Genomic DNA, 18,725 nt, shown 5'->3' on the forward strand with positions numbered 1-18,725 from the left:
GCAGCCGTGGGGTCCGTTCCCACGGATGAACCGCGAGGGGATCGCAATGCGACTACTCAAGAGCGCCAACGTCAAACGTGTGATCGCCACGGCCTCCGCTTCGGCTGTCGCCGTCGTCGGCACCATGCTCATCTCCGCCGCCCCCGCCGAGGCCGCGTGCCAGGGCGACAACGCGCACACGATCACTCACTACGAGAACGGCGTCGCCGTCGCGCAGGAGCGCCGGGTGTCCGGCACCTGCGACGGCAACGGGGTCTACACCGGCGAGCTTCGCGACCTGCGCCCCGCTGACGGCTACTCCGCGAAGGTGCGATACAAGGAGGGCGACTTCAACGAGGTCGTGTTCAGCACCATGAGCAGCTCCTGGCAGCGCTACACCTACCGCGAGAAGACCCCCGACACCGGGACGCCCTACGCGTCGATGCAGGTCTACGCGAACGCGGCACACCGACCCGATATCTACACCCCGAACTACGGCTTCTAAGAAAGCCACAGCCCGGCCGCGGCATGCCGCGGCCGGGCCCTCTCCTGTACCGCCTGCCCTGGCGGGCAAGCGAAGCAGAGCTCCGGGTGTTGCCCACCTGCTGATCGCTGCGACGGTTCCTCCGCGCCTCGCGACTCCGATTCCCGCCTCTATCCCGCCGGTGTCCCGCCTTGTAAACGACCTCGCCCGTCATCAGACTGGGGCTGATCGACGCGGCCTCCTGCGCCCAGTTCGCTTCAGGACTGCGAAACGCATCGAAACGCACCAGAACGCGTCGACTCGCAACTTCATTTGACTATCTAGGAGTCGGACATGGCCTCACTCGACCGTCGGACGTTCACCCGGTCGCTCCTCGCCGTCCCCGCCGCCGCCCTGGCCGGCGCGAGTCTCGGCGCGCTCGCACCCGCCGCGGCCTCGGCCGCCCCCGCGGACTGGGATGCGCAATATGTGGCAGGTGCCGGCGGGCAGCCGCTGCAGCACCGCACACGAAGCGGAGCAGACGGCAAGTGGACCCCGAGCTGGAATCCGGTCGACGGTGCTCACGCCTACAACGTCTCCTGCGTCGGAATGTTCAACGGCCTCAACGTCGTCGCGGCGAACATCAATGAGGCTCCGAGCCACGTCATCCGGGCGGCCGATGGCACCTGGTCGGACTTCACGCCGATCCCGTCGACATCGGCACCCGCTGGCACTCCGAACATCGCGGTGACCGCACGCTCCAACACGCTTCATGTCTTCGCTGCTACTTACGGAACAGCCACCCTGTACTCCACCACCCGCGACAAGGACGGGAACTGGTCCCCCCGCTGGTCAGCCGTGAAATCCTTCACCGGCGTCACGAATCTGGCCACCACCCGAGTCGACTCGGCGATCGCCACCGCCGTCACGACCGATGAAGACAAGCTTCACCTCTCCTTTCAAGCCTCGGACGGGACGTGGGGCGGCTGGGGCAACGTCGGGAACGCCGCAGGTGAGATCGGGGGCTTCTACAATGTGGCCCTGGCAGGAGTCGGCGGGCAGCTTCATGTCTTCGCGCTGAGCCAAACTCGCGGCGGGATCTTCCATGCCATTCGGCGGGCGGACGGCTCCTGGCGGCAGTTCACGACACTGAGCGTCTTCACCGACAAGAGGCCCTCCAGGTTCTGCGCCGCCAACGTCGGCGGCGAAATCCATGTCGGGATCATCGACACCACTGCCAGTAACAACCAGGTCATCAGGTATTCCGTCCGCCGGACCGACGGTTCGTGGCTGCCCATCGGGACCACCTCCGGCTCCAGTTCCGGATTCGCCGGCCAACCGGGCACGGTTGCCGTGGGCGCCACCGAGCGGGTCCTCTAGCGCCTCCGTCTCCGGCGGCGCACGCTTTTAGCGGGTGTGGCTCAGGAGGCTCGTCAGGTCGCCGGCCGACAGGTCGAAGACCGGGGAAGCGTTGCCGAGCTTGGAGTCGCGGACGTGGAAGCCGTCGCGCTCAGGGCAGGCGGCCAGTTCGACGCAATCAGAGTTGTTGTCAACGCCGCTGCGGCTGCTCTTGCGCCAGGCAGTCACGTCAGTCATTCAGAAACTCCCTCAATGGTATTGATTTGCCCCAGAGGAGCTGCCACAGTCCATCGTAACGCGCGATCCTTTCGGTCTCCTCGATGCACCAGCTCTCGTCGAAGAGCTCCGTATAGACGAATGGCGGGCTTCCGAACTCGGCACCGGCGGGCTTGTAGATGTCGAAGGCGCTCGCTCCTTCCGGATGCGGCCCTCTGACGATGCGGATTTCCCAGTTCGGGAGAGCGTCGAGTTCCCGCAGGCGGTCGACCTGCTCCTCTCGCGCCTCCTCCGTGAGGAGTCCGAGGTCTCGAAGGGCCTGCGCACCGATGACCAGGCGCATGGTCGGGTTGTCCGTGCGGCTGATCAGGGCTGCTTGGCGTGACTTCTTGAACGACCAACCTCGGTTGAGTTGTTCGGCGGTGTACGGCTGCGAACGCGGCAGCAGATTGAAGTGGTAGTCGCGCGTTTGGGCGATGCCCGGCACGAAGATCGGCTCCCACTTGTGGATCTGGCCGTTCGACCGCTCGGCCATGCTCAAGCACAGCGCGTTGAAGCGGCGGTCAGAGCGGAGATTCTGCTCGTGCTCGTTCTCTGCGATCTGGACCATGTAGTCGCGCAACTCGTCGTCCATGCCGAGCTTGGCGGCGAGCACGTACATCTGAGTCGCCTCAGGGCACTTCACGAAGTGCTCCCACTTGGAGACGGTCTGATCGCCTCGGATTCGGATTTCCCTGCCCGGGAGCCACTTTGCGAGCTTCGATGATGGCACGGTGGGTTGCCTCCTGCCTCAGCGGAATTCATGCTGGTCTCCAATGATGACATTGCGTTGCGACAAGGTGGACACCTGTCACAATCAGCACTCCGAAAGCACGCCTTACCAATCCATCCCTACAAAACAAGGCCTGTTTTGTAGGGGTACTTAGCAAGGCACCCTCGACTCACGATTGGAATCTCCTGTTCAGCGGCTTGCGCGCTCCGTAGGTTGAAGAGGTCCCGGCTCGGCAGTACGCCAGGGATCTGTCGGATATCCGACAACATCCGAAGTGGAGTGAGTGCAATGAAGATCGCTGAACCTTCCGATCCGCTGCTGCGCGGACGATTCACGGACGGCCGCAATGAGTTCTGCGTCCGCGCATCGAGTGTCGACGCACCCGACTCGTTCCAGGTCTATGTCCCCGGCGAACGCGTGGACATCGTCATGATCGTCTCGGGGATCAACACGGGACACCTGCACGCGACCTGGGGTGAAGTCTGGCGCTCCTACTCCCCCGAGTGGAAGGTCTGGCTGGAGGACACGGCGTTCAAGGTCTTCTACAAGGTCACCACGCGCCCGTGGGACAGCCGGTACTGCGATGGATGAACGCCCTTCCCGCGTAGGCGAAGTGCGAGCATTTTAGAGACTTGACTCTCCCGGCGGGGGCCGGCTGACCTGGTGGGGGTCGGCCGGCCCCATTTTCGAAACTTGGCATGCCGCGCAACGACTCGCGTAGTTGTGATCACCCTCTCACGCCTCCATACTGATGAGACCCCCCTCCCGGAAGGAGCTCCGGTGTCGAGTATCGAAGAAGCTTCTGGCTCAGTCGCCACGAACGCCGATAGCGCGCGGGAACTCGCCGGAAGCATCACGTCCTCGAAAGACCTCCTGGACCGATTGGCGGCGCGACTCGACGCCATCGGCGTGGAGACCACGGCACGACAGACCCAAGTCGCCGGGAGCCGGGCCGAAGAACTCGCCGGCCATGCCAATGCATTGGCCGATGCCCTCGATTCCCTTCGGCAGCAAGTCGATGCGCTCAAAGGTTTACTTGCAAGCGCCATCCGGAGCGGCGCGGGGAATCCGATGCGGGGCCGCGCTTCGCGCTCGGTTTCCGCGGCGGGAAGCGCCGCCGGGCAAGAGTCGCGGCCGCTCAAAGGACCGGCCGCTTCGGTCTCCCCGAAAGGCATCAGCAAGCGGCACTTCCTCGGGAAGCTCCAGATGAAGAGCCAGGCGAAAGAGCGGAACACGGTCGTGCTGCCCGGGGTCGACACCGATGCCGACATCGCCTCGATCCGGGGCGGCCGGGCCGAGTACGTGCGCGACAACCTCTACAAGGTCAACGACCGGACCTACGGCGTCAAGCCCACGGGGACCGTGTATCCCGTGCGAGGCAAGGGTTTCGTGGAGCTGGACAAGCTCGAGTACACCGCGTTGAAGGGCCTGAAGGTCTACAAGGGGGACCGGGCTGCGGCCGAACGCGATCCGCAAATCGCCCGGTTCAGCCGTCATATGACGGATAAAACGTGGGAAACTGCGCGAAATGTGTTCAATCAGGGACAGGAGCGGGCCTGATGCGCGACTACACGATCGTGTTCATAGAGCCGGTGGACCTCGGTGTGCTTGCAGCCGAAGCCGCCGCGGCCTTCGCGATCCCCCGCGAGCAGATCGAGGTCTGGGACGGCAGCGCGTTCGCCGCTCCCGTGGTCGAGCCGATCATCGCCCAGGTCGCCGCCGGTTCGGGGCCGGGTGCGTATGCCGAGTTCGTCGGCTTCGACGCGTTCGCCTCGCATGCGGGCGACCCTGAACTCCTCGATGTGGCCGTGGAACTCGCCACGAGGCTCAAGCACCGGGCGGTCTTCGGACCGGAGACCGCGGAGGACTACCGCTGGACCCTCGTCGCCGCCGACGGCAGCCACGGCAAGGTCGTGCTCGACGACGACCGGCTCGACGACGGCGCGATCACGGTCATCGGCACGGTCGAGCCCATCAGCGGCGCGCCGGAACTGCCGCAGCTCCCAGAGGCGCACTGAGCATCCGTCGACCGCGGAGGCTCAACCCGCCGCGGTGTGTCCGACAGCTGCCGGTCATCCGCCGGTGTTCCGCCTCGCTTTCCCCTCCCTCCACCGAAAGAATGGCGTCAAGGCCTGGTCGCGTTCGGGTTCCCGACTCGGCGGCCACGGTCTCAGTCACGGCTTCCGGCCTTCGTCCATCGGACAGGTCGCCGCCGAGACGACTCCCCTCCGAGAGACTGGACGGAACATGATGAAGAACCGTGCGCTCATCGCGCTCGCATCATCCGCACTCCTGCTCGCCCCCGCGGCGGCCGCGAATGCCGAAGAACTCGAAGCAGATCCCTACCTCCAGACCGCCGACGAAGCCCTCGCCCAAGACCTCACCCTCATCGCCGCGGCCCAGGGTTGGACCTACGCCGAAGCGCTCGCCCAGCACAAGGCGACCGAAGCGATCGGGGACCTGGCAGTCCAGGTCGCGGAGGCATACCCTGACGCCTTCGTCGGATCCGCATTGTCCACAACGCCCGGCGGCACTCCCACGCTCTACATCAAAGGCACCGCCGCCCCTGCGATCAACGCACTCGCCGCCTCGGCCGAGGTCGCCGTCGACATCGCCGACGGTCAGCCCTATTCGTTCGCCGAGCTGCAAGAGCGCAACGACAAGCTGCACGCCGAGCTCATCGGCATGGGATACGACACCCTCATGACGGCCGTCGACATCACCAGCGGCACCGTCGAAGCCGCCATCGAGACCACCGAGGAGTTCTCGTCCAGCAGGACGACCGTTCGAGCCGCTCTGTCCGAGGAGTTCGAAGAGGGCGTCGAACTGCACTTCGTCGACTCGCTGGAAGCCGGGCTCGAGTACGCCTTCGGAGGCGCCAGGGTCAACGGCGGCGGAGCATCGTGCACCAGCGGTTGGACCGTCATCACCCCCAGGGGCGCCCAAGGCGTGACCACCGCCGGCCACTGCGACGGCATGACCCGCATCCTCGAAAACGGCAGCGGCTGGCACGCGATGGACTACAGGGCGCAGCATCGCGGCCGGTGGGGCGACGTCGAATGGCACAGCGTGCCCGGCCAATCCACTCCAGCCCGGTTCTACGCCAATGCGAGCACGCGTCGCACCACGACCTCCATCGAACCGGCCGCCGGACTCACCACCGGCGAATCGATCTGCGTCTACGGCCGGTCGACCAATGAGCGTGACTGCTCGGCGCTGTTGTTGCGGCCCAGCCTCACCTGCACGATCAACGGCACCAGCACCGATCGCCTGGTCCAGATGAACAAGCACGTCACCACCGGCGGCGACTCCGGTGGCGGCTGGTCCCACGGCAACCGGGCGTACGGAGGCCATGTGGGGCGCTGTGCCGGAGACAGTGTCTTCACACCGGTCGCGTACTTCCCCAACGCACTCGGAGTCTCGGTCAGGACCGCCTGATTCGGGGAGCGCGGACGATCACCGAACTGCTCCACCTTGCAGTTCGGCGATCGTCCGCGTGAGCCGTTCGGTCAGCAGCGTCCGCTCAGCACGTCGGATTCGGTGGCCCTCGGAACACCTCACCGACCGGTGCGGCGAACGGGCGCGGCAAGCAAGCGGACCCGGGTGCCCGGTTCGAGGACGACCGCTAATTGCCGGCGAGGTAGTCCTGGGCGTTGCCCAGGTATTCCTCGATCTCCTGCTCCCAGGCGTAGACCTCGACCTCATGGTCGATGATCTGCCCGACTTTGATGCGGGCCCAGGCGTCCTCGGCCCCATCACGCAGGCCCGCATCCTCCGCGCAACCCGCGAAATCCGTGGCCGCCTTGAACTCGAACGCCTGGGGGCCTTCGGCTTCGACCAGATCCTCGTGCTCGTCGGTCAGCTCGGGCACCGTGTCCTCGACGGGAATGTACAACGTCATCTCCGCCGGGTAGGCGCGGCGGACGTACTCGAACATGGGCAGGCCGCCGAATTCGTCGAACTCCCACTCGCCGTGTCCGCGGTCCTCGATGCAGTCGAGGAACGCCTGCTCCTCGTCCGCATAGGCGGCTGAGAGCTCCTCATACCCGGTGTCGCCGAACTGGGCGAGGGGGTTCTCGGTGTCGGGTCTGCTCCAGTAGACGCCGTCGACGTCCTCCGTCTTCGCCGGTCCGCCGTAGACGATCTCGATCGTCTCCAACTCGCAGCCGCCGAACGGAGGCTCGGTGCCGAGGTCGATCTCCTCGTCCTCCTCGGCCTCCTCGGACGCGGCGGTCCGCGCCGCGTCGTAGGCGGCCCGTTCCGATCCGACGAAGGCTTCGTTCCAAGCCTGCTGGTACTCCTCGTCGGTGGCCTCCCACTCCTCGCGGGCCTCGTCCCAGGCCGTGTCCCACCAGCCCTCCTCGGCCGCGTTGAAGGCGAGGAAGTCGGGGTCCGCCTGCATCGCTTCGGCCTCGTCGGAGCCGACGAAATCGACCCAGGCGCCGAAGGCGAACTTCTCGGCCTGCTCGACCGTGGGGATCTCGGCGTACGGCGAGGCGAACCCTTCGAACCGGCCGGGGGTGACCTTGCCGTGGAGGGTGTTCGCGTCGTGCACGTCGAAGCCCAGGTCGGCCATGCACATGCTCGCGACCCTGGTCTCCACCTGGGTGAGTTCCCAGCTCAGTGCCGAGCCGTGGACGAGGGTCTGCTCCAGGCTCGCGATGTCCTCCGCGGTGACCTCGGCTTCCGGTTCCGAGCATCCGGTGAGGACCAGCGTGCCGGCGAACAGTGCGGTCGCGATGCGGCGCATGGGACGACCGCCTTCCGTGAGACGGGGGTGCGGCTGTCTTCGGTCACTGTACCGAACGGGTGATCCCGTCTCCTTCTTAAGTGCGGCAAGCGGATCGGGGTGCCAGTCCCCTATCCGGGGCCGCCGCGCGGGCCGGAGGCCCCGGCGCCTCGGGTCGCCCGTTCCCGCCCGGTCACGTTCCCGCGATGTAGTCCTGCGCGTTGTTCAGGTACTCCTGGATCTGCTGCTCCCAGGCGTAGACCTCGGACTCGCGGTCGATGACCCTCTGGACGCTCATTCGGGCCCAGGCCTCGTCCGACCCCTCGCGCAGGCCGCTGCTCTCGGCGCACTCGGCGAAGTCGAGGGCCATCGCGAACTCGTACGCCACAGGGTCGGCGGCGTCCTCGGCTGCTTCAGTGAGCGGCGGGACCTCCTCCTCCATCCCCTCGTAGGAGGCGCCGCCGCCGTAAAGCTGCTCGAGGTACCAGGCGACGGGCAATGCGCCGAAGTCGTCGAACTCCCATTCGCCGTAGCCGCGTTCGCTCACACAGATCAGGAAGTCCTCTTCCTGGTCGGCGTACTCGTTCGAGAGTTCGGCGTACAGCTCGCCGTCGCCGATCCAGGTGAGCGGGCTCTCCATGTCGGGCCGGCTCCAGTAGTCCTCGCCGTCGACCTCCCGGTGGAACGGCTCCCCGTAGACGATCTCGATGGTCTTCAGTTCGCAGCCGCCGAAGGGCGGCTGCGGGCCGAGCGCCTCGGTGTCGACCGCTTCGACCTCCTCGGGGGTGTCGGCCCCTTCGAAGGCGTCCGACATGGCCTTGTCATATGCGGCCCGCTCCGCGCCCACGAACGCCACAGTCCACGACTCCTTGTACTCCTCGTCCATCGCGTCCCACTCCGCGTACGCGTCGTCCTCGGCCGGATCGTGCCAACCCTGGTCCACGGCGGTGAAGGCGAGGAAGTCCAGATCCTCGCGCATGGCAAGGGCCTCTTCGGATTCGGACGCCCAGACCCAGGAGCCGAAACCGAACTTCCCGGCCTGCTCGACCGTGGGGAGGCGCGCGTACGGGGCGTTGAAGCCCTCGAAGCGGTTCGGGGTCATGCTGCCGTGGAGGCGGACCGTGTCGTGGACGGTGAAGCCCTCGTCCTGCATGCACATGCTCGCGACCCGCGTCTCGGCCTGCGTGAGCTCCCAGGCCAGCGCGGAGCCGTTCACGATGCTCGCCTCGATGGCGGTGATGTCCTCGGCGGTGACCTCGGTTTCCGGTTCCGAGCATCCGGTGAGCACGAAGGCTCCGGCGAACAGGGTGATTGCGGCACGGCGCATTTCGGCGACCGCCTTCCGGGGTTTCAGGCTGCGGCGGGGCTGCCGCGCCACTGTAGCGAATCGTTCGAGAGGTGTACGACCGAAGGAGGGCGTGCGGTTGCATCTTTGGTCGGGAGTGCTTGGGGCGCAGTTCATCCGCGGACACGAGGCGCATACCGCCGGGGGTGGTGAGACTGGTGGTGTCAATCCCTTCGACCGCAAGGAGTCCGCATGACCTCGACACGCCGCCGCAGCCTGTTGGCCGCCGGTGCACTGGGCACCCTTACCGTGGGTGCCATGGCTTTCGAACAGCGACCGGCCGGTGCCGAGGAGTCGGGGAGGTCGGGCCGCCCGGTGCGGTTCCGTCCCGGCGGGTGCACGCCCGACCTGGAGGTGGACTGGCACGCGGGCTGGCCGTCCGCGAAGCACGACCCGGCCCCGGAGATCCAGTCGCACCCCGCCGACGAGCACACGGTCATCATGCGGCAGAACAAGTCGGTGAACTACGAGGCGCCGTTCATGTTCCTGCTGTTCGGCAACGACGCGGCGCTGCTCATCGACACCGGCGCGACGCCCGAGCCGGAGTACTTCCCGCTGCGGGAGGTCGTGGACGCGCACATCGAGGACTGGCTGGGCCGCCACCGGCGCGAGGAGTACCGGCTGATCGTCGCGCACACGCACGGCCACGGCGACCACAAGGCCGCCGACGCGCAGTTCGCGGACCGGCCGGACACCATTGTGGTCAGTCCCGGCCTCGATGCGGTGCGGGCGTTCTACGGTTTCGACGACTGGCCGCTGACGCCGCGCGAGCTGGACCTGGGCGGCCGGGTGGTCGACGTCGTGCCGGGGCCGGGGCACCACGCGTCGGCGACGGTGTTCTACGACCGGTGGAGCGGCCTGCTCCTCACCGGGGACACGTTCTACCCGGGCCGGTTGTACGTGCAGGACTGGAACGCTTTCGAGGCCACTGTGGACCGACTTGTGGCGTGGTGCGAGGAGCACCCCGTGTCGCACGTGCTGGGCTGCCACGTCGAGATGTCGATCGCACCGGGCCTCGACTACCCGCGCGGATCGACCTACCAGCCGGACGAGGCCGCGCTGCCCATGCGGGTAGACCAGCTCCGGGCGCTGCAGGAGGCCGTGCGGGAGATCGGCGGCGCGCCGGGCGTCCACAAGTACGACGACTTCCACATCTGGTACGAGGTCTGACCGCTGGAGGCGGCGTCGTAGGGTGGCCGGATGAGCCAGACCCCTGACGAGCCGCTGGCGATCCGCGGCTACGACGACCGGAACCGGACGTTCGCGCACCTCACCGCCGGCGAACTCGGCGAACGCGTGCACCGGCTCGACGACGGGACCTCAGAGTGGATCGTCGTCCAGCGGGTCCCGGACCTGCCGCACGACACCATCCAGGCCGCGGGCGAGCCCGGTTCCGGGCACGTCGACGTGTCGTACCGGGTCGGCGACGAGCCCTGGGTGGAGGCGTCGCTGACCGTCGAGGCGGCGTCCGCGGTGTTCACGGCCTGGGCGCGCAATGAACCCGGCTGGGAGGGCGGGCACCCGTGGGAGCCGGCCGAGTGGTGGAACGCGGAGCCGGCGCCCGCGCCCTCCCCCGAAGCCGCCGCCGAGACCACCGTCCTGGCCGCCAAATACCTCCAGATGGGGTACCTGTCGTTCGACCGGATGGTGCAGGACCTCGAGGAGATGTCCGAAACCGACCCGCCGATCACGCAGGCCCAGGCCCGCGAGATCCTCGCCCCCATGTGGCGCGAGAAGGTCGCCGAGCAGGCCGGATGGGGCGTCACGGACTGCGACCGGCTGACCGAGGCGTTCGCGGAGCTCGACCGGAGCGGGATCGTCGCGCGCGAGCACTTCGCGTGCTGCCAGCGCTGCGGCACCACCGAGATCTGGGACGAGGCCGGCCCCGAGCACCGCGGGTACGTGTTCTTCCACATGCAGGACACCGAGTCCGCCCACGACGGCGTCCTCTACCTCGCCTACGGGTCCCGGTCGGACGCGGTCGAGGACACCGTCGCCGTGGGGCACGACGTGGTCAAGACCCTGCAGGCGCACGGGCTCCAGACCGCTTGGGACGGTTCGGAACGCACCCGGATCAGGATCACCGACCTGGAATGGCGCAAGCGCCTGGAGTAGCGCACCGGCGGTAGCGGCGCCGTTGCGCGGCGGAACTTGCAACCGGCGCGGCGCATCGCGGCGTATCAGCCTTATGCATGAAGTGGGCGAACGGCAGGGCTCGGTGTTCCGGTGGCGGCGGGCGGCGGGAGTGCTCGGTGCGGTCGCGCTGGCCGCGACCGCGGCCTGCACGGCGTCGGGCGGCGATCCCACGGACGCGGCCGAGACGGGCGCGGACGGCGAGGCCGTGGACGCGGCCGGACTGCTCGAGATGGCCAACGAGAACGTGCGGCTCTCGAAGGAGCTGGACGCGGCCGAGGACCGGGTGATCGCCGATTGCCTGGAGGCGCAGGGCTTCGAGGTGCACGATCTGCGGGAACTGGGGCAGCACGAGCCGTACGAGATGCAGTCCCTTGTGGACTACTACCCGACCGACGGCTTCCTGCCAGAGGCGAACATCGCCGCGGAGTGGGGTTTCGGCTGGTGGTCCCAGACCGAGGAGATGTTCGACTCCCAAGAGACGCAGGACTACTACGAGGCGACGTTCCCCGATCCGTTCGCTGATGAACCGGTGTTCGACAACTCCAAGTTCGAGTCGCTGCCCGACGACGAGCGCCGCGCCTGGAGGGTCGCGTACCAGGGCGAGGAGGCCACGGCGGCGCTGGAGGGCACCGGCGAGCCGGTCCCCGATGGGTCCTCTGAGGACGGTTCGCTCGAGTTCGGCGACGGCGAGGTCCAAGGCGAGCCGAAACCGGGCGGCTGCCAACTGGAGATGATCGAGGCGCTCTACGGCGAGCCGCAGCAGGTGGAACTCGACTTCGACGGCGGCTACCTCGTCTGGCAGTGGCGTCCGGTGCAGCCCGAAGCCGACTACGACGCGATGGAGGCCGGGTACGCGGAGCAGATGGCCGACGAGCACGCCGGATTCCTGGGCTGCATCGACGAGGCCGGGTACCCGGGCTGGGAGATCGACGACCTCGGGAGGCTCGACATGCAGGACTACTCCGCGATGCTGTACACCGGGGAGCCGTACGACCCGGGCACGATCCCGGGCGAGGAGGCGCCGGTCGACACGAGCCCGCCCGTCCCGGACCTCCCTGAGGACGTGCCGGACGACTTCGACGGCAAGCGCGCGTACGAGGTCGACATGGCGGTGGCGTTCGCCGAGTGCGGCGACGCGACCGGCTACCGGGAGACCGCGCTCGCCACGTTCGACGCCGCGGTCAACGAGCAGTACGCGGCGATCGAGGTGGACACGTACGCGTGGCAGGAGCAGATCCGCGGGTACACGGTGAAGGCGCAGGAGCTGATCGCAGGCTGAGCGCCCATGCGGGACAAGGTGAAGGGCGGGACCTCGGTCCCGCCCTTCACTGCGTCTCAGACGTGGTCGCGCCAGGTGTGCTTCGGGTCGAAGCCGAGGAGCCTGCGGGCCTTGTCGATCGACAGGAGCGTCTCGTGCCCCGCGACGGGCCGCTTGAGCTCGAGGTCGGGGTAGTGGGCGGCCACGAGATCCGGCGTCGTCGTGCTCATCACCGTGTCGGGGGAGGCGATCACGAAGACCTCCTTGCCGGTGCCCTCGCGTTCGAGGCCGAGGCGGATCGCGAGCGCGCCGTCGCGGGCGTCGATGTAGGACCAGAGGTTCCAGTCGCGGAGCTTCGGGTCCGCTTCGAAGGCGGGGAAGGCCGCGTAGTCCTCGACGTACATGACGTTCGAGAAGCGCAGGCCGGTGGCCTTGAGGGCGGGGTTCCAGCGGCAGAGCTGGCCGACCATGGCCTCTTCGAGGGTCTTGACGAGCGAGTACGTGGACTCGGGGCGGGGCTCGTACTCCTCGTCGACCGGGAGGTAGGGCGGCGGGGTCTCGAAGGGGAGGCCGAGCACGGTCTCGCTCGAGGCCCAGACGATGTTGTCGATGCCGGCGGTCTTGGCGGCGGCGAACACGTTGTAGGTGCTCAGCATGTTGTTCTGGAAGATCGCCGAGTTCGGCCGCAGGCCAGGGGCCGGGATCGCGGCGAGGTGCACGACGGCGTCGAGGCGGTCGTAGCGGTCGTCCACGCCGGTGAGGGCCGAGACGACCTGCCCGTGATCGGCGAGGTCGATCTGCAGGAACGGCGCGAGGCCGTCAGGCGAGGGCACGCGGTCGAGGTTGACCACCTCGTACCCGTGCTCCACCAGGTCGCGGACGCAGGCTCGTCCGAGTTTGCCGCTGCCGCCGGTCACCGCCACGCGTGCCATGCTCTTCCCCCATGTATCGATCAGTACAACCGCTCGCAGCCTACGACCTGGAGTGCACTCCAACCCAAACAGCCTGCTCATCGGGGGGCTAAAGCAGGGGTACCATCCCAAACCCCCACCCACCCCGGGGACCGTTGTCACCACGATGGCAGGGGGGTGCGACAGAAACGCCCGGCTGCGGCGGCGGTGTCACTCGATCGTGGCAGAATCGCGGCCGTGACCCCCTCGATTCGCATCGGTGCCACCGAGATCATCGCCCTCGCCGACGGCGTGGGCCCCTTCCCGTTCACGTCGCGGGAGGGCGCCTTCCCGGACGCCACCGCCGAGCAGTGGGCGGCGGTCGACCGGTTCGACCCCGGCGCGGTCGACGCGGAAGGGCGGTGGTCCCTCAACTTCCGGGCGTTCGCGATCCGCGGCCCCGAGGGCATCACCGTGGTGGACGCCGGCATCGGCCCGGCCGACGCCCCCGCGACCTGGGCGCCGCTGCCCGGGAAGCTTCCGGAGTCCCTGGCGGCGGCCGGCATCGACCCGTCTGAAGTGGACACGGTGGTGCTCACGCACCTCCACACCGACCACATCGGCTGGGCCGTCGTGGCCGAGGAGGCCGTCACCACGAGCGGGGACGGTCCGAGCACCGGCCTCAGCTCCTTCTTCCCCAACGCCGCGTACCTGATCCAGCGCGCCGAGTTCGACGCCGTCGACACCCTCAACCCGCAGTTGCGCGAGACCCTGATCGACCCGCTCCGGGCGTCCGACCAGCTCCGGCTGCTCGACGGCGACGCGCCGCTCCGCGACGCGGGCCGCGTGGTGGCGACCCCGGGGCACACCCCCGGGCACCAGAGCGTGGTCGTCGCCGACGGCCGCGAATCGGTGCTCATCACCGGCGACCTCCTCGTCCACGCGATCCAGGCGCTCTACCCGGAACTCGCCTACGTGTACGAGATCGACCCCGAGGAGGCAAGGCGCTCAAGGGAACGGCTGCTGGCGGGACGGGCGGGCACACTGCACGTGGCGTCCTCGCACCTGACCGAACCGTTCGTCGCCCTGCCGCCCGCCTCGGCCTGAGCTCAGGCGGCGCCTTACGCGTCCGGCCTGCCGATGCCCAGCGCCTCGAAGTCGATCACGAGGTCGGCGCGGTGCCTGGCGGCGCGGATTCGTTCGGCGTTTCGTTCGTCGACGTCGGCGACCCAGGAGCGGGCGTGTTCGGGCGACTTGCCGAAGCGCTCGTGCCGGGCCACGAGCCGGGCCAGGCGCAGCGGTTCGGGCGTCTCGCAGTACCAGACCTCGGTCAGCGCGGCCCGCACGGCGGGCCAGGGGCCGTCCTCGTCGAGCAGGTAGTTCCCCTCGGTGACCACGATCTCGGCCTCGGGCGGGACCGCGATCGAACCGGCGACGGGCTCGCCGACGCGGCGGTCGAACTCGGGCGCGTACACGGTCGCTTCCCGTTCGGCCGCAACGCGTTCCAGCAGAGCCCGGTAGCCGTGGCCGTCGAACGTGTCGATCGCGCCCTTGCGGCCCCGGCGGCCGAGGCGCACGAGTTCGGCGTTCGCCAGATGGAAGCCGTCCATCGGGACCTGCACGGCCCGGCGGCCCTCCCGGTCGAGCGCGTGCGCGAGCCACGCGGCGGCGGTCGATTTGCCCGCGCCGGGGCAGCCGGCGATGCCGATGAGCACGCGGCCCGGCGCGGTGAGGGCCTTCGCGCGGTCCAACAGCGCCTGGGGGTCGTCTGCGATGTCCACGCGCCCGAACCTAGCCGACCGCCCGCGTGCGCGGGCCCCCGGCGGTCCGGAATCGCGCCTCCGGCGTCCCGCCCCGGGTTACGGTGACCGGGTCGACAGGGCCCGCCATCAGCGATTTCGCCGGTGGTTCGGCCGTTTCGCCCGAGAACCGGAGGAGTCCATGAGAGCCCTGCAGTACCGCGAGATCGGCGCGGCCCCGGAAGTCGTCGAGGTCCCCACGCCCGAGCCGAGACCCGGCGAGGTGCTCCTCAAGGTCACGGCCGCCGGGGTGTGCCACTCCGACATCGCCGTCATGTCCTGGCCCGCCGACGCGTTCCCGTACGCGCTGCCGCTGACGCTCGGCCACGAAGGCGCCGGGACCGTGGCCGCCCTCGGCGACGGCGTGCACGGGATCGAGATCGGCGAGTCCGTCGCCGTCTACGGCCCGTGGGGCTGCGGGCGCTGCGCCAAATGCGCCGCCGGCAAGGAGAACTACTGTCAGCGCGCCGCCGAGCTGGGGATCAACCCGCCCGGTCTCGGCGCGCCCGGCGCGATCGCCGAGTACCTGATCGTGGACGACGCGCGGCACCTCGTGCCGCTCGGGGACCTGGACCCGGTGCAGACCGTGCCGCTCACCGACGCCGGGCTCACGCCGTACCACGCGATCAAGGGTTCGCTGCCGAAGCTGGTGCCCGGATCGACGGCCGTGGTGATCGGCACCGGCGGGCTCGGGCACGTGGCGGTGCAGCTGCTGCGGGCGCTCACGACCGCGCGGGTGGTCGCGCTCGACGTCTCCGAGGAGAAGCTCGCGCTCGCGCGCCGGGTGGGGGCGCACGAGACGGTGCTCTCGGATGCGGCGGCGGCCGGGAAGGTGAAGGAGCTGACCGGCGGGATCGGGGCGCAGGCGGTGTTCGACTTCGTGGGCGCGGCGCCGACCGTCGCGACGGCGGGCGAGTGCGCGGCGGTGGAGGCCGACGTGGTGATCGTGGGCATCGGCGGCGGGACGCTGCCGGTGGGGTTCGGGGCGCTGCCGTTCGAGGTGTCGGTGAAGGCCCCGTACTGGGGTTCGCGCGATGAGCTGGTCGAGGTGTTCGACCTCGCAAGCGCGGGTCTGGTGGACGTGCACGTGGAGCGGTTCTCGCTCGATGAGGCGCCGGAGGCGTACGAGCGGCTGCACGCGGGGACGATCGACGGGCGCGCGGTGATCGTGCCGAACGGCTGACCGGGTTCGCGGTGATCGTGCCGAACGGCTGACCGGGTTCGCGGCGGCGGGGCCGAGCGGGTGCGCCTGCTCGGCCCCGCTGTTGCGTGCTGACCTGGGGCCTTGCCGAATCCGAACCCTAGCGCTACGATGCATAGAACCTCAAGGCATAGAACTACTAGGGTTAGGAGGCACCCCCTCATGCACATCGCCAAAGACCTCGTCGCCGCCTCGGCGACACCCCTGGTCCTCGGCATCCTCGCCGAAGAGGAGAGCTACGGCTACGCGATCCTCAAAGCGATCAGCGAACGCTCCGGCGGCCGCCTCGAATGGACCGAAGGCCTGCTCTACCCACTCCTCCACCGCCTCGAACGGCTCGGCCACGTCGAAGCCCACTGGCGCACCCCCGAAGGCGGCCGGCGCCGCAAGTACTACGCCATCACCCCCTCGGGCCTGAAGGAACTGGCCGAGCAGCGCAAACAGTGGGACGCCGTCACCGAAGCGCTGCAAGACATCTGGAAGGCCACGCGGTCGATCGTCCCGGCCCCTGGCCCCGTACTGGAGGGGTGACATGACAGAGAACGAGACTGAACTCGAAACGCAGATCGCCGAATGGCGCTCCTACATGCTGCGCCGCCGCGCCGTCGCCAGCGCCGACGTGGACGAACTGGAGGACCACCTCCGCGAGCGCGTCGCCGACCTCACCGAGACGGGCCTGCACCCCGACGAGGCCTTCCTCATCGCCGTCAAACGCATGGGCCGCATGGACGAACTCTCCCGCGAGTTCGCCCGCGAGCACTCCGACCGGCTGTGGAAGCAGCTCGTGCTCACCGACGAGGACGCGCCCGCCGAGGCCGAGCGGCGACGAGGCCTGCTCGTCATGGTCGTGTGCGCGGCCCTCGGCGTGCTGGCCGTGAAGCTCCCGGCGCTGTTCGGCTTCGGGTTCGACGAGAGCGCGGAGTTCTACGGGCGCAACATCGGCCTGCTCATCCTCGCGCCGCTCACCGTCTACTTCGCGTGGCGCCGCAAGGTCGGCCGAGGCACCGCGATCGCGCTCCTGGGCCTCTTCGCACTCGGGGCCGTCGGCGCCAACGCGTACCGGCTCGACGACGACTCGCAGTCCATAGTGCTCTCCGCGATCCACCTGCCGCTGGCGCTGTGGCTCGTCGTCGGCGTCGCCTACGCCGAAGGCGACTGGCGCTCGAGCCGGCGGCGCATGGACTTCATCCGCTTCAGCGGCGAGTGGTTCATCTACATGGTGCTCATCGCCCTCGGCGGCGGCGTGCTCACCGGCATCACCATCGGCACGTTCAGCGCCATCGGGATCGACGCCGAGACCTTCATCAGCGAATGGCTCATCCCCTGCGGCGTCGCCGCCGCCGTGATCGTCGCCGCCTGGCTCGTAGAGGCGAAGCAGAGCGTCATCGAGAACATGGCGCCGGTGCTCACCCGCGTGTTCACACCGCTGTTCGCGGTGACGCTCGTGGCCGTGCTCGTCGCGATCGCAGTGACCACCAACGCGATCGACGTCGAGCGGGACATGCTCATCCTGTTCGACCTGCTGCTGGTGGTCGTGCTCGCCCTGGTCCTGTACTCGATCTCGGCGCGCGACCCGGGCGCCCCGCCGAGGATCTTCGACTGGATGCAGCTCGCGCTCGTGGTGAGCGCCCTGCTCATCGACGTGCTCGTGCTCATCGCGATCCTGGGCCGGATCACCGAGTTCGGGTTCACCCCGAACAAGACGGCGGCGCTCGGCGAGAACCTGATCCTCTTCGTGAACCTTGCCTGGACGGCCTGGCTGTACTGGGGAATCGTGAAGGGCCGCAAGCGGTTCGCGCTGCTGGAGCGCTGGCAGACCGACTACGTGCCGGTGTACGCCGCCTGGGCGTGGATCGTGGTGCTGGTCTTCCCGCCGGTCTTCGCCTTCGCGTAGCGCGAGCCCCCGGGCTGCTGCGCGAGCGTCGTCGGCTCGGATGGGTTCGGATGCAGCTGGACCGGCGCATCAGGTGGGTGTCGGAGCTCGGGTCGGGGTGGGTTGCGGTCAAACCGGGCAGCGACGAAAGGGTGGGTGGTGGGGTGGGGTCGGGTGGCGGGGTTGCAGGTTCGTTCCGGGGCGGGCGGCGACTCGCGAACGGGGGCCTGTTGGCTTGCGGCGCGGTGGCGTGGTGGGGCCGGGGCGGCGGCGTTCCTGATCGCGGGCGTCTTGGCGCGGTGGCGCGGCGGCGCAGTGAGTCTGGGGCGGCACTCGCGAACGGGGGCGTCTTGGCTTGCGGCGCGGTGGGGCCGGGGTGGCGACTCGCGAACGGGGGCGTCTTTCCTTGCGGTGCGGTGGGGCCGGGGCGGGGACTCGCGAACGCGGGCGTCTTCGCTTGCGGCGCTGCGGTTCCGAGGCGGAATGTGAGGGTGTTGTACGCGTGTGGGTGATGACGGTCGGGGGCTGTTCGAGGGATACTTGAGGTACGTACAGGGACAGGAAATTTGTACAGGTGTCGGGGCTGGTGTAAGCAGACTAAGCCAAGCCTCTGGCCGAACCGACAAACCGACTTGTTTCGAGGCGACGACCCCGCAAGCCAGGGGTGGCCCTCCGCTACTGGAGGCGACCGATCTCATCCCCGTG

19 protein-coding genes are annotated in these 18,725 nt (G+C 68.7%); 13 read left to right on the forward strand and 6 right to left on the reverse strand.

Annotated elements, in window-relative coordinates; translation table 11 throughout:
* Positions 1 to 46: 46 nt before the first annotated feature.
* Positions 47 to 484, forward strand: a complete 438-nt coding sequence (locus tag QWI33_RS11110) for a hypothetical protein (RefSeq protein ID WP_289955580.1) — start codon at positions 47 to 49, stop codon at positions 482 to 484.
* Positions 485 to 796: 312 nt separating this feature from the next.
* A complete protein-coding gene (locus QWI33_RS11115) occupies positions 797 to 1,822 on the forward strand; it encodes a hypothetical protein (protein ID WP_289955582.1) in 1,026 nt (341 codons plus the stop codon).
* A gap of 27 nt (positions 1,823 to 1,849) precedes the next feature.
* Here the strand turns inward: QWI33_RS11115 and QWI33_RS11120 are convergent, their stop codons facing one another.
* The gene (locus QWI33_RS11120; protein ID WP_289957210.1) at positions 1,850 to 2,038 is read right to left on the reverse strand and encodes a DUF397 domain-containing protein; all 189 of its coding nucleotides are present in this window, start codon (positions 2,036 to 2,038) and stop codon (positions 1,850 to 1,852) included.
* A complete protein-coding gene (locus QWI33_RS11125; RefSeq protein ID WP_289955586.1) occupies positions 2,031 to 2,678 on the reverse strand; it encodes a Scr1 family TA system antitoxin-like transcriptional regulator in 648 nt (215 codons plus the stop codon). The genes QWI33_RS11120 and QWI33_RS11125 overlap by 8 nt, the downstream gene beginning before the upstream one ends.
* A gap of 399 nt (positions 2,679 to 3,077) precedes the next feature.
* On the opposite strand from QWI33_RS11125, the gene QWI33_RS11130 reads away from it, so the two are divergent.
* From QWI33_RS11130 to QWI33_RS11145, 4 genes are all read left to right on the forward strand, one after another.
* Positions 3,078 to 3,380: a hypothetical protein gene (locus QWI33_RS11130; protein WP_289955588.1), complete on the forward strand. Its 303-nt coding sequence runs from the start codon at positions 3,078 to 3,080 to the stop codon at positions 3,378 to 3,380.
* Positions 3,381 to 3,569: 189 nt separating this feature from the next.
* Positions 3,570 to 4,349, forward strand: a complete 780-nt coding sequence (locus QWI33_RS11135; RefSeq protein WP_289955589.1) for a hypothetical protein — start codon at positions 3,570 to 3,572, stop codon at positions 4,347 to 4,349.
* Positions 4,349 to 4,807, forward strand: coding sequence for a hypothetical protein (locus QWI33_RS11140; RefSeq protein ID WP_289955593.1), 459 nt, complete (start codon positions 4,349 to 4,351; stop codon positions 4,805 to 4,807). The genes QWI33_RS11135 and QWI33_RS11140 overlap by 1 nt, the downstream gene beginning before the upstream one ends.
* 229 nt (positions 4,808 to 5,036) lie before the next feature.
* Entirely contained in the window at positions 5,037 to 6,227 is a 1,191-nt protein-coding gene (locus tag QWI33_RS11145; RefSeq protein ID WP_289955594.1) for a chymotrypsin family serine protease, read from the forward strand.
* Positions 6,228 to 6,414: 187 nt separating this feature from the next.
* Here QWI33_RS11145 and QWI33_RS11150 read toward each other — a convergent pair whose 3' ends face one another.
* Positions 6,415 to 7,539, reverse strand: a complete 1,125-nt coding sequence (locus QWI33_RS11150) for a hypothetical protein (RefSeq protein WP_289955598.1) — start codon at positions 7,537 to 7,539, stop codon at positions 6,415 to 6,417.
* Between the two features lie 172 nt (positions 7,540 to 7,711).
* Positions 7,712 to 8,845, reverse strand: coding sequence for a hypothetical protein (locus QWI33_RS11155; protein WP_289955600.1), 1,134 nt, complete (start codon positions 8,843 to 8,845; stop codon positions 7,712 to 7,714).
* A 276-nt stretch (positions 8,846 to 9,121) separates the two neighbouring features.
* Between QWI33_RS11155 and QWI33_RS11160 the strand changes: the two genes are divergently transcribed.
* The 3 genes from QWI33_RS11160 to QWI33_RS11170 all read left to right on the forward strand — a co-directional run bounded on the left by QWI33_RS11160 (position 9,122) and on the right by QWI33_RS11170 (position 12,278).
* Positions 9,122 to 10,033, forward strand: coding sequence for an MBL fold metallo-hydrolase (locus QWI33_RS11160; protein WP_289955602.1), 912 nt, complete (start codon positions 9,122 to 9,124; stop codon positions 10,031 to 10,033).
* Between the two features lie 30 nt (positions 10,034 to 10,063).
* Positions 10,064 to 10,978 carry a DUF6891 domain-containing protein gene (locus QWI33_RS11165; RefSeq protein WP_289955604.1) on the forward strand — a complete coding sequence of 305 codons (915 nt, stop codon included), beginning with the start codon at positions 10,064 to 10,066 and terminating at the stop codon, positions 10,976 to 10,978.
* A gap of 82 nt (positions 10,979 to 11,060) precedes the next feature.
* Positions 11,061 to 12,278: a hypothetical protein gene (locus QWI33_RS11170; RefSeq protein ID WP_289955607.1), complete on the forward strand. Its 1,218-nt coding sequence runs from the start codon at positions 11,061 to 11,063 to the stop codon at positions 12,276 to 12,278.
* A 56-nt stretch (positions 12,279 to 12,334) separates the two neighbouring features.
* Here the strand turns inward: QWI33_RS11170 and QWI33_RS11175 are convergent, their stop codons facing one another.
* On the reverse strand, positions 12,335 to 13,189 hold the full coding sequence (locus QWI33_RS11175) for an NAD-dependent epimerase/dehydratase family protein (RefSeq protein ID WP_289955609.1): 855 nt from the start codon (positions 13,187 to 13,189) through the stop codon (positions 12,335 to 12,337).
* Positions 13,190 to 13,405: 216 nt separating this feature from the next.
* Here QWI33_RS11175 and QWI33_RS11180 point away from each other — a divergent pair, with 216 nt between their 5' ends.
* Positions 13,406 to 14,254, forward strand: coding sequence for an MBL fold metallo-hydrolase (locus tag QWI33_RS11180; RefSeq protein WP_289955611.1), 849 nt, complete (start codon positions 13,406 to 13,408; stop codon positions 14,252 to 14,254).
* Positions 14,255 to 14,268: 14 nt separating this feature from the next.
* Here the strand turns inward: QWI33_RS11180 and QWI33_RS11185 are convergent, their stop codons facing one another.
* Entirely contained in the window at positions 14,269 to 14,928 is a 660-nt protein-coding gene (locus QWI33_RS11185) for a nucleoside/nucleotide kinase family protein (RefSeq protein ID WP_289955613.1), read from the reverse strand.
* Between the two features lie 160 nt (positions 14,929 to 15,088).
* Between QWI33_RS11185 and QWI33_RS11190 the strand changes: the two genes are divergently transcribed.
* From QWI33_RS11190 to QWI33_RS11200, 3 genes are all read left to right on the forward strand, one after another.
* The gene (locus tag QWI33_RS11190) at positions 15,089 to 16,129 is read left to right on the forward strand and encodes an NAD(P)-dependent alcohol dehydrogenase (protein WP_289955615.1); all 1,041 of its coding nucleotides are present in this window, start codon (positions 15,089 to 15,091) and stop codon (positions 16,127 to 16,129) included.
* A 180-nt stretch (positions 16,130 to 16,309) separates the two neighbouring features.
* Positions 16,310 to 16,678: a PadR family transcriptional regulator gene (locus QWI33_RS11195; RefSeq protein ID WP_289955616.1), complete on the forward strand. Its 369-nt coding sequence runs from the start codon at positions 16,310 to 16,312 to the stop codon at positions 16,676 to 16,678.
* A 1-nt stretch (position 16,679) separates the two neighbouring features.
* On the forward strand, positions 16,680 to 18,041 hold the full coding sequence (locus QWI33_RS11200; RefSeq protein WP_289955618.1) for a permease prefix domain 1-containing protein: 1,362 nt from the start codon (positions 16,680 to 16,682) through the stop codon (positions 18,039 to 18,041).
* Positions 18,042 to 18,725: the final 684 nt, after the last annotated feature.

The organism is Glycomyces tritici, from assembly GCF_030403505.1.

Bases quoted from the DNA above. Each gene is read 5' to 3' on its own strand.
- QWI33_RS11160 (WP_289955602.1), top strand. From the start codon at position 9,122: ATGGCTTTCGAACAGCGACCGGCCGGTGCCGAGGAGTCGGGGAGGTCG.
- QWI33_RS11110 (WP_289955580.1), top strand. From the start codon at position 47: ATGCGACTACTCAAGAGCGCCAACGTCAAACGTGTGATCGCCACGGCC.
- QWI33_RS11165 (WP_289955604.1), top strand. From the start codon at position 10,064: ATGAGCCAGACCCCTGACGAGCCGCTGGCGATCCGCGGCTACGACGAC.
- QWI33_RS11175 (WP_289955609.1), bottom strand. From the start codon at position 13,189: ATGGCACGCGTGGCGGTGACCGGCGGCAGCGGCAAACTCGGACGAGCC.
- QWI33_RS11195 (WP_289955616.1), top strand. From the start codon at position 16,310: ATGCACATCGCCAAAGACCTCGTCGCCGCCTCGGCGACACCCCTGGTC.
- QWI33_RS11155 (WP_289955600.1), bottom strand. From the start codon at position 8,845: ATGCGCCGTGCCGCAATCACCCTGTTCGCCGGAGCCTTCGTGCTCACC.
- QWI33_RS11125 (WP_289955586.1), bottom strand. From the start codon at position 2,678: ATGTACGTGCTCGCCGCCAAGCTCGGCATGGACGACGAGTTGCGCGAC.
- QWI33_RS11190 (WP_289955615.1), top strand. From the start codon at position 15,089: ATGAGAGCCCTGCAGTACCGCGAGATCGGCGCGGCCCCGGAAGTCGTC.
- QWI33_RS11140 (WP_289955593.1), top strand. From the start codon at position 4,349: ATGCGCGACTACACGATCGTGTTCATAGAGCCGGTGGACCTCGGTGTG.
- QWI33_RS11150 (WP_289955598.1), bottom strand. From the start codon at position 7,539: ATGCGCCGCATCGCGACCGCACTGTTCGCCGGCACGCTGGTCCTCACC.
- QWI33_RS11120 (WP_289957210.1), bottom strand. From the start codon at position 2,038: ATGACTGACGTGACTGCCTGGCGCAAGAGCAGCCGCAGCGGCGTTGAC.
- QWI33_RS11130 (WP_289955588.1), top strand. From the start codon at position 3,078: ATGAAGATCGCTGAACCTTCCGATCCGCTGCTGCGCGGACGATTCACG.
- QWI33_RS11115 (WP_289955582.1), top strand. From the start codon at position 797: ATGGCCTCACTCGACCGTCGGACGTTCACCCGGTCGCTCCTCGCCGTC.
- QWI33_RS11200 (WP_289955618.1), top strand. From the start codon at position 16,680: ATGACAGAGAACGAGACTGAACTCGAAACGCAGATCGCCGAATGGCGC.
- QWI33_RS11145 (WP_289955594.1), top strand. From the start codon at position 5,037: ATGATGAAGAACCGTGCGCTCATCGCGCTCGCATCATCCGCACTCCTG.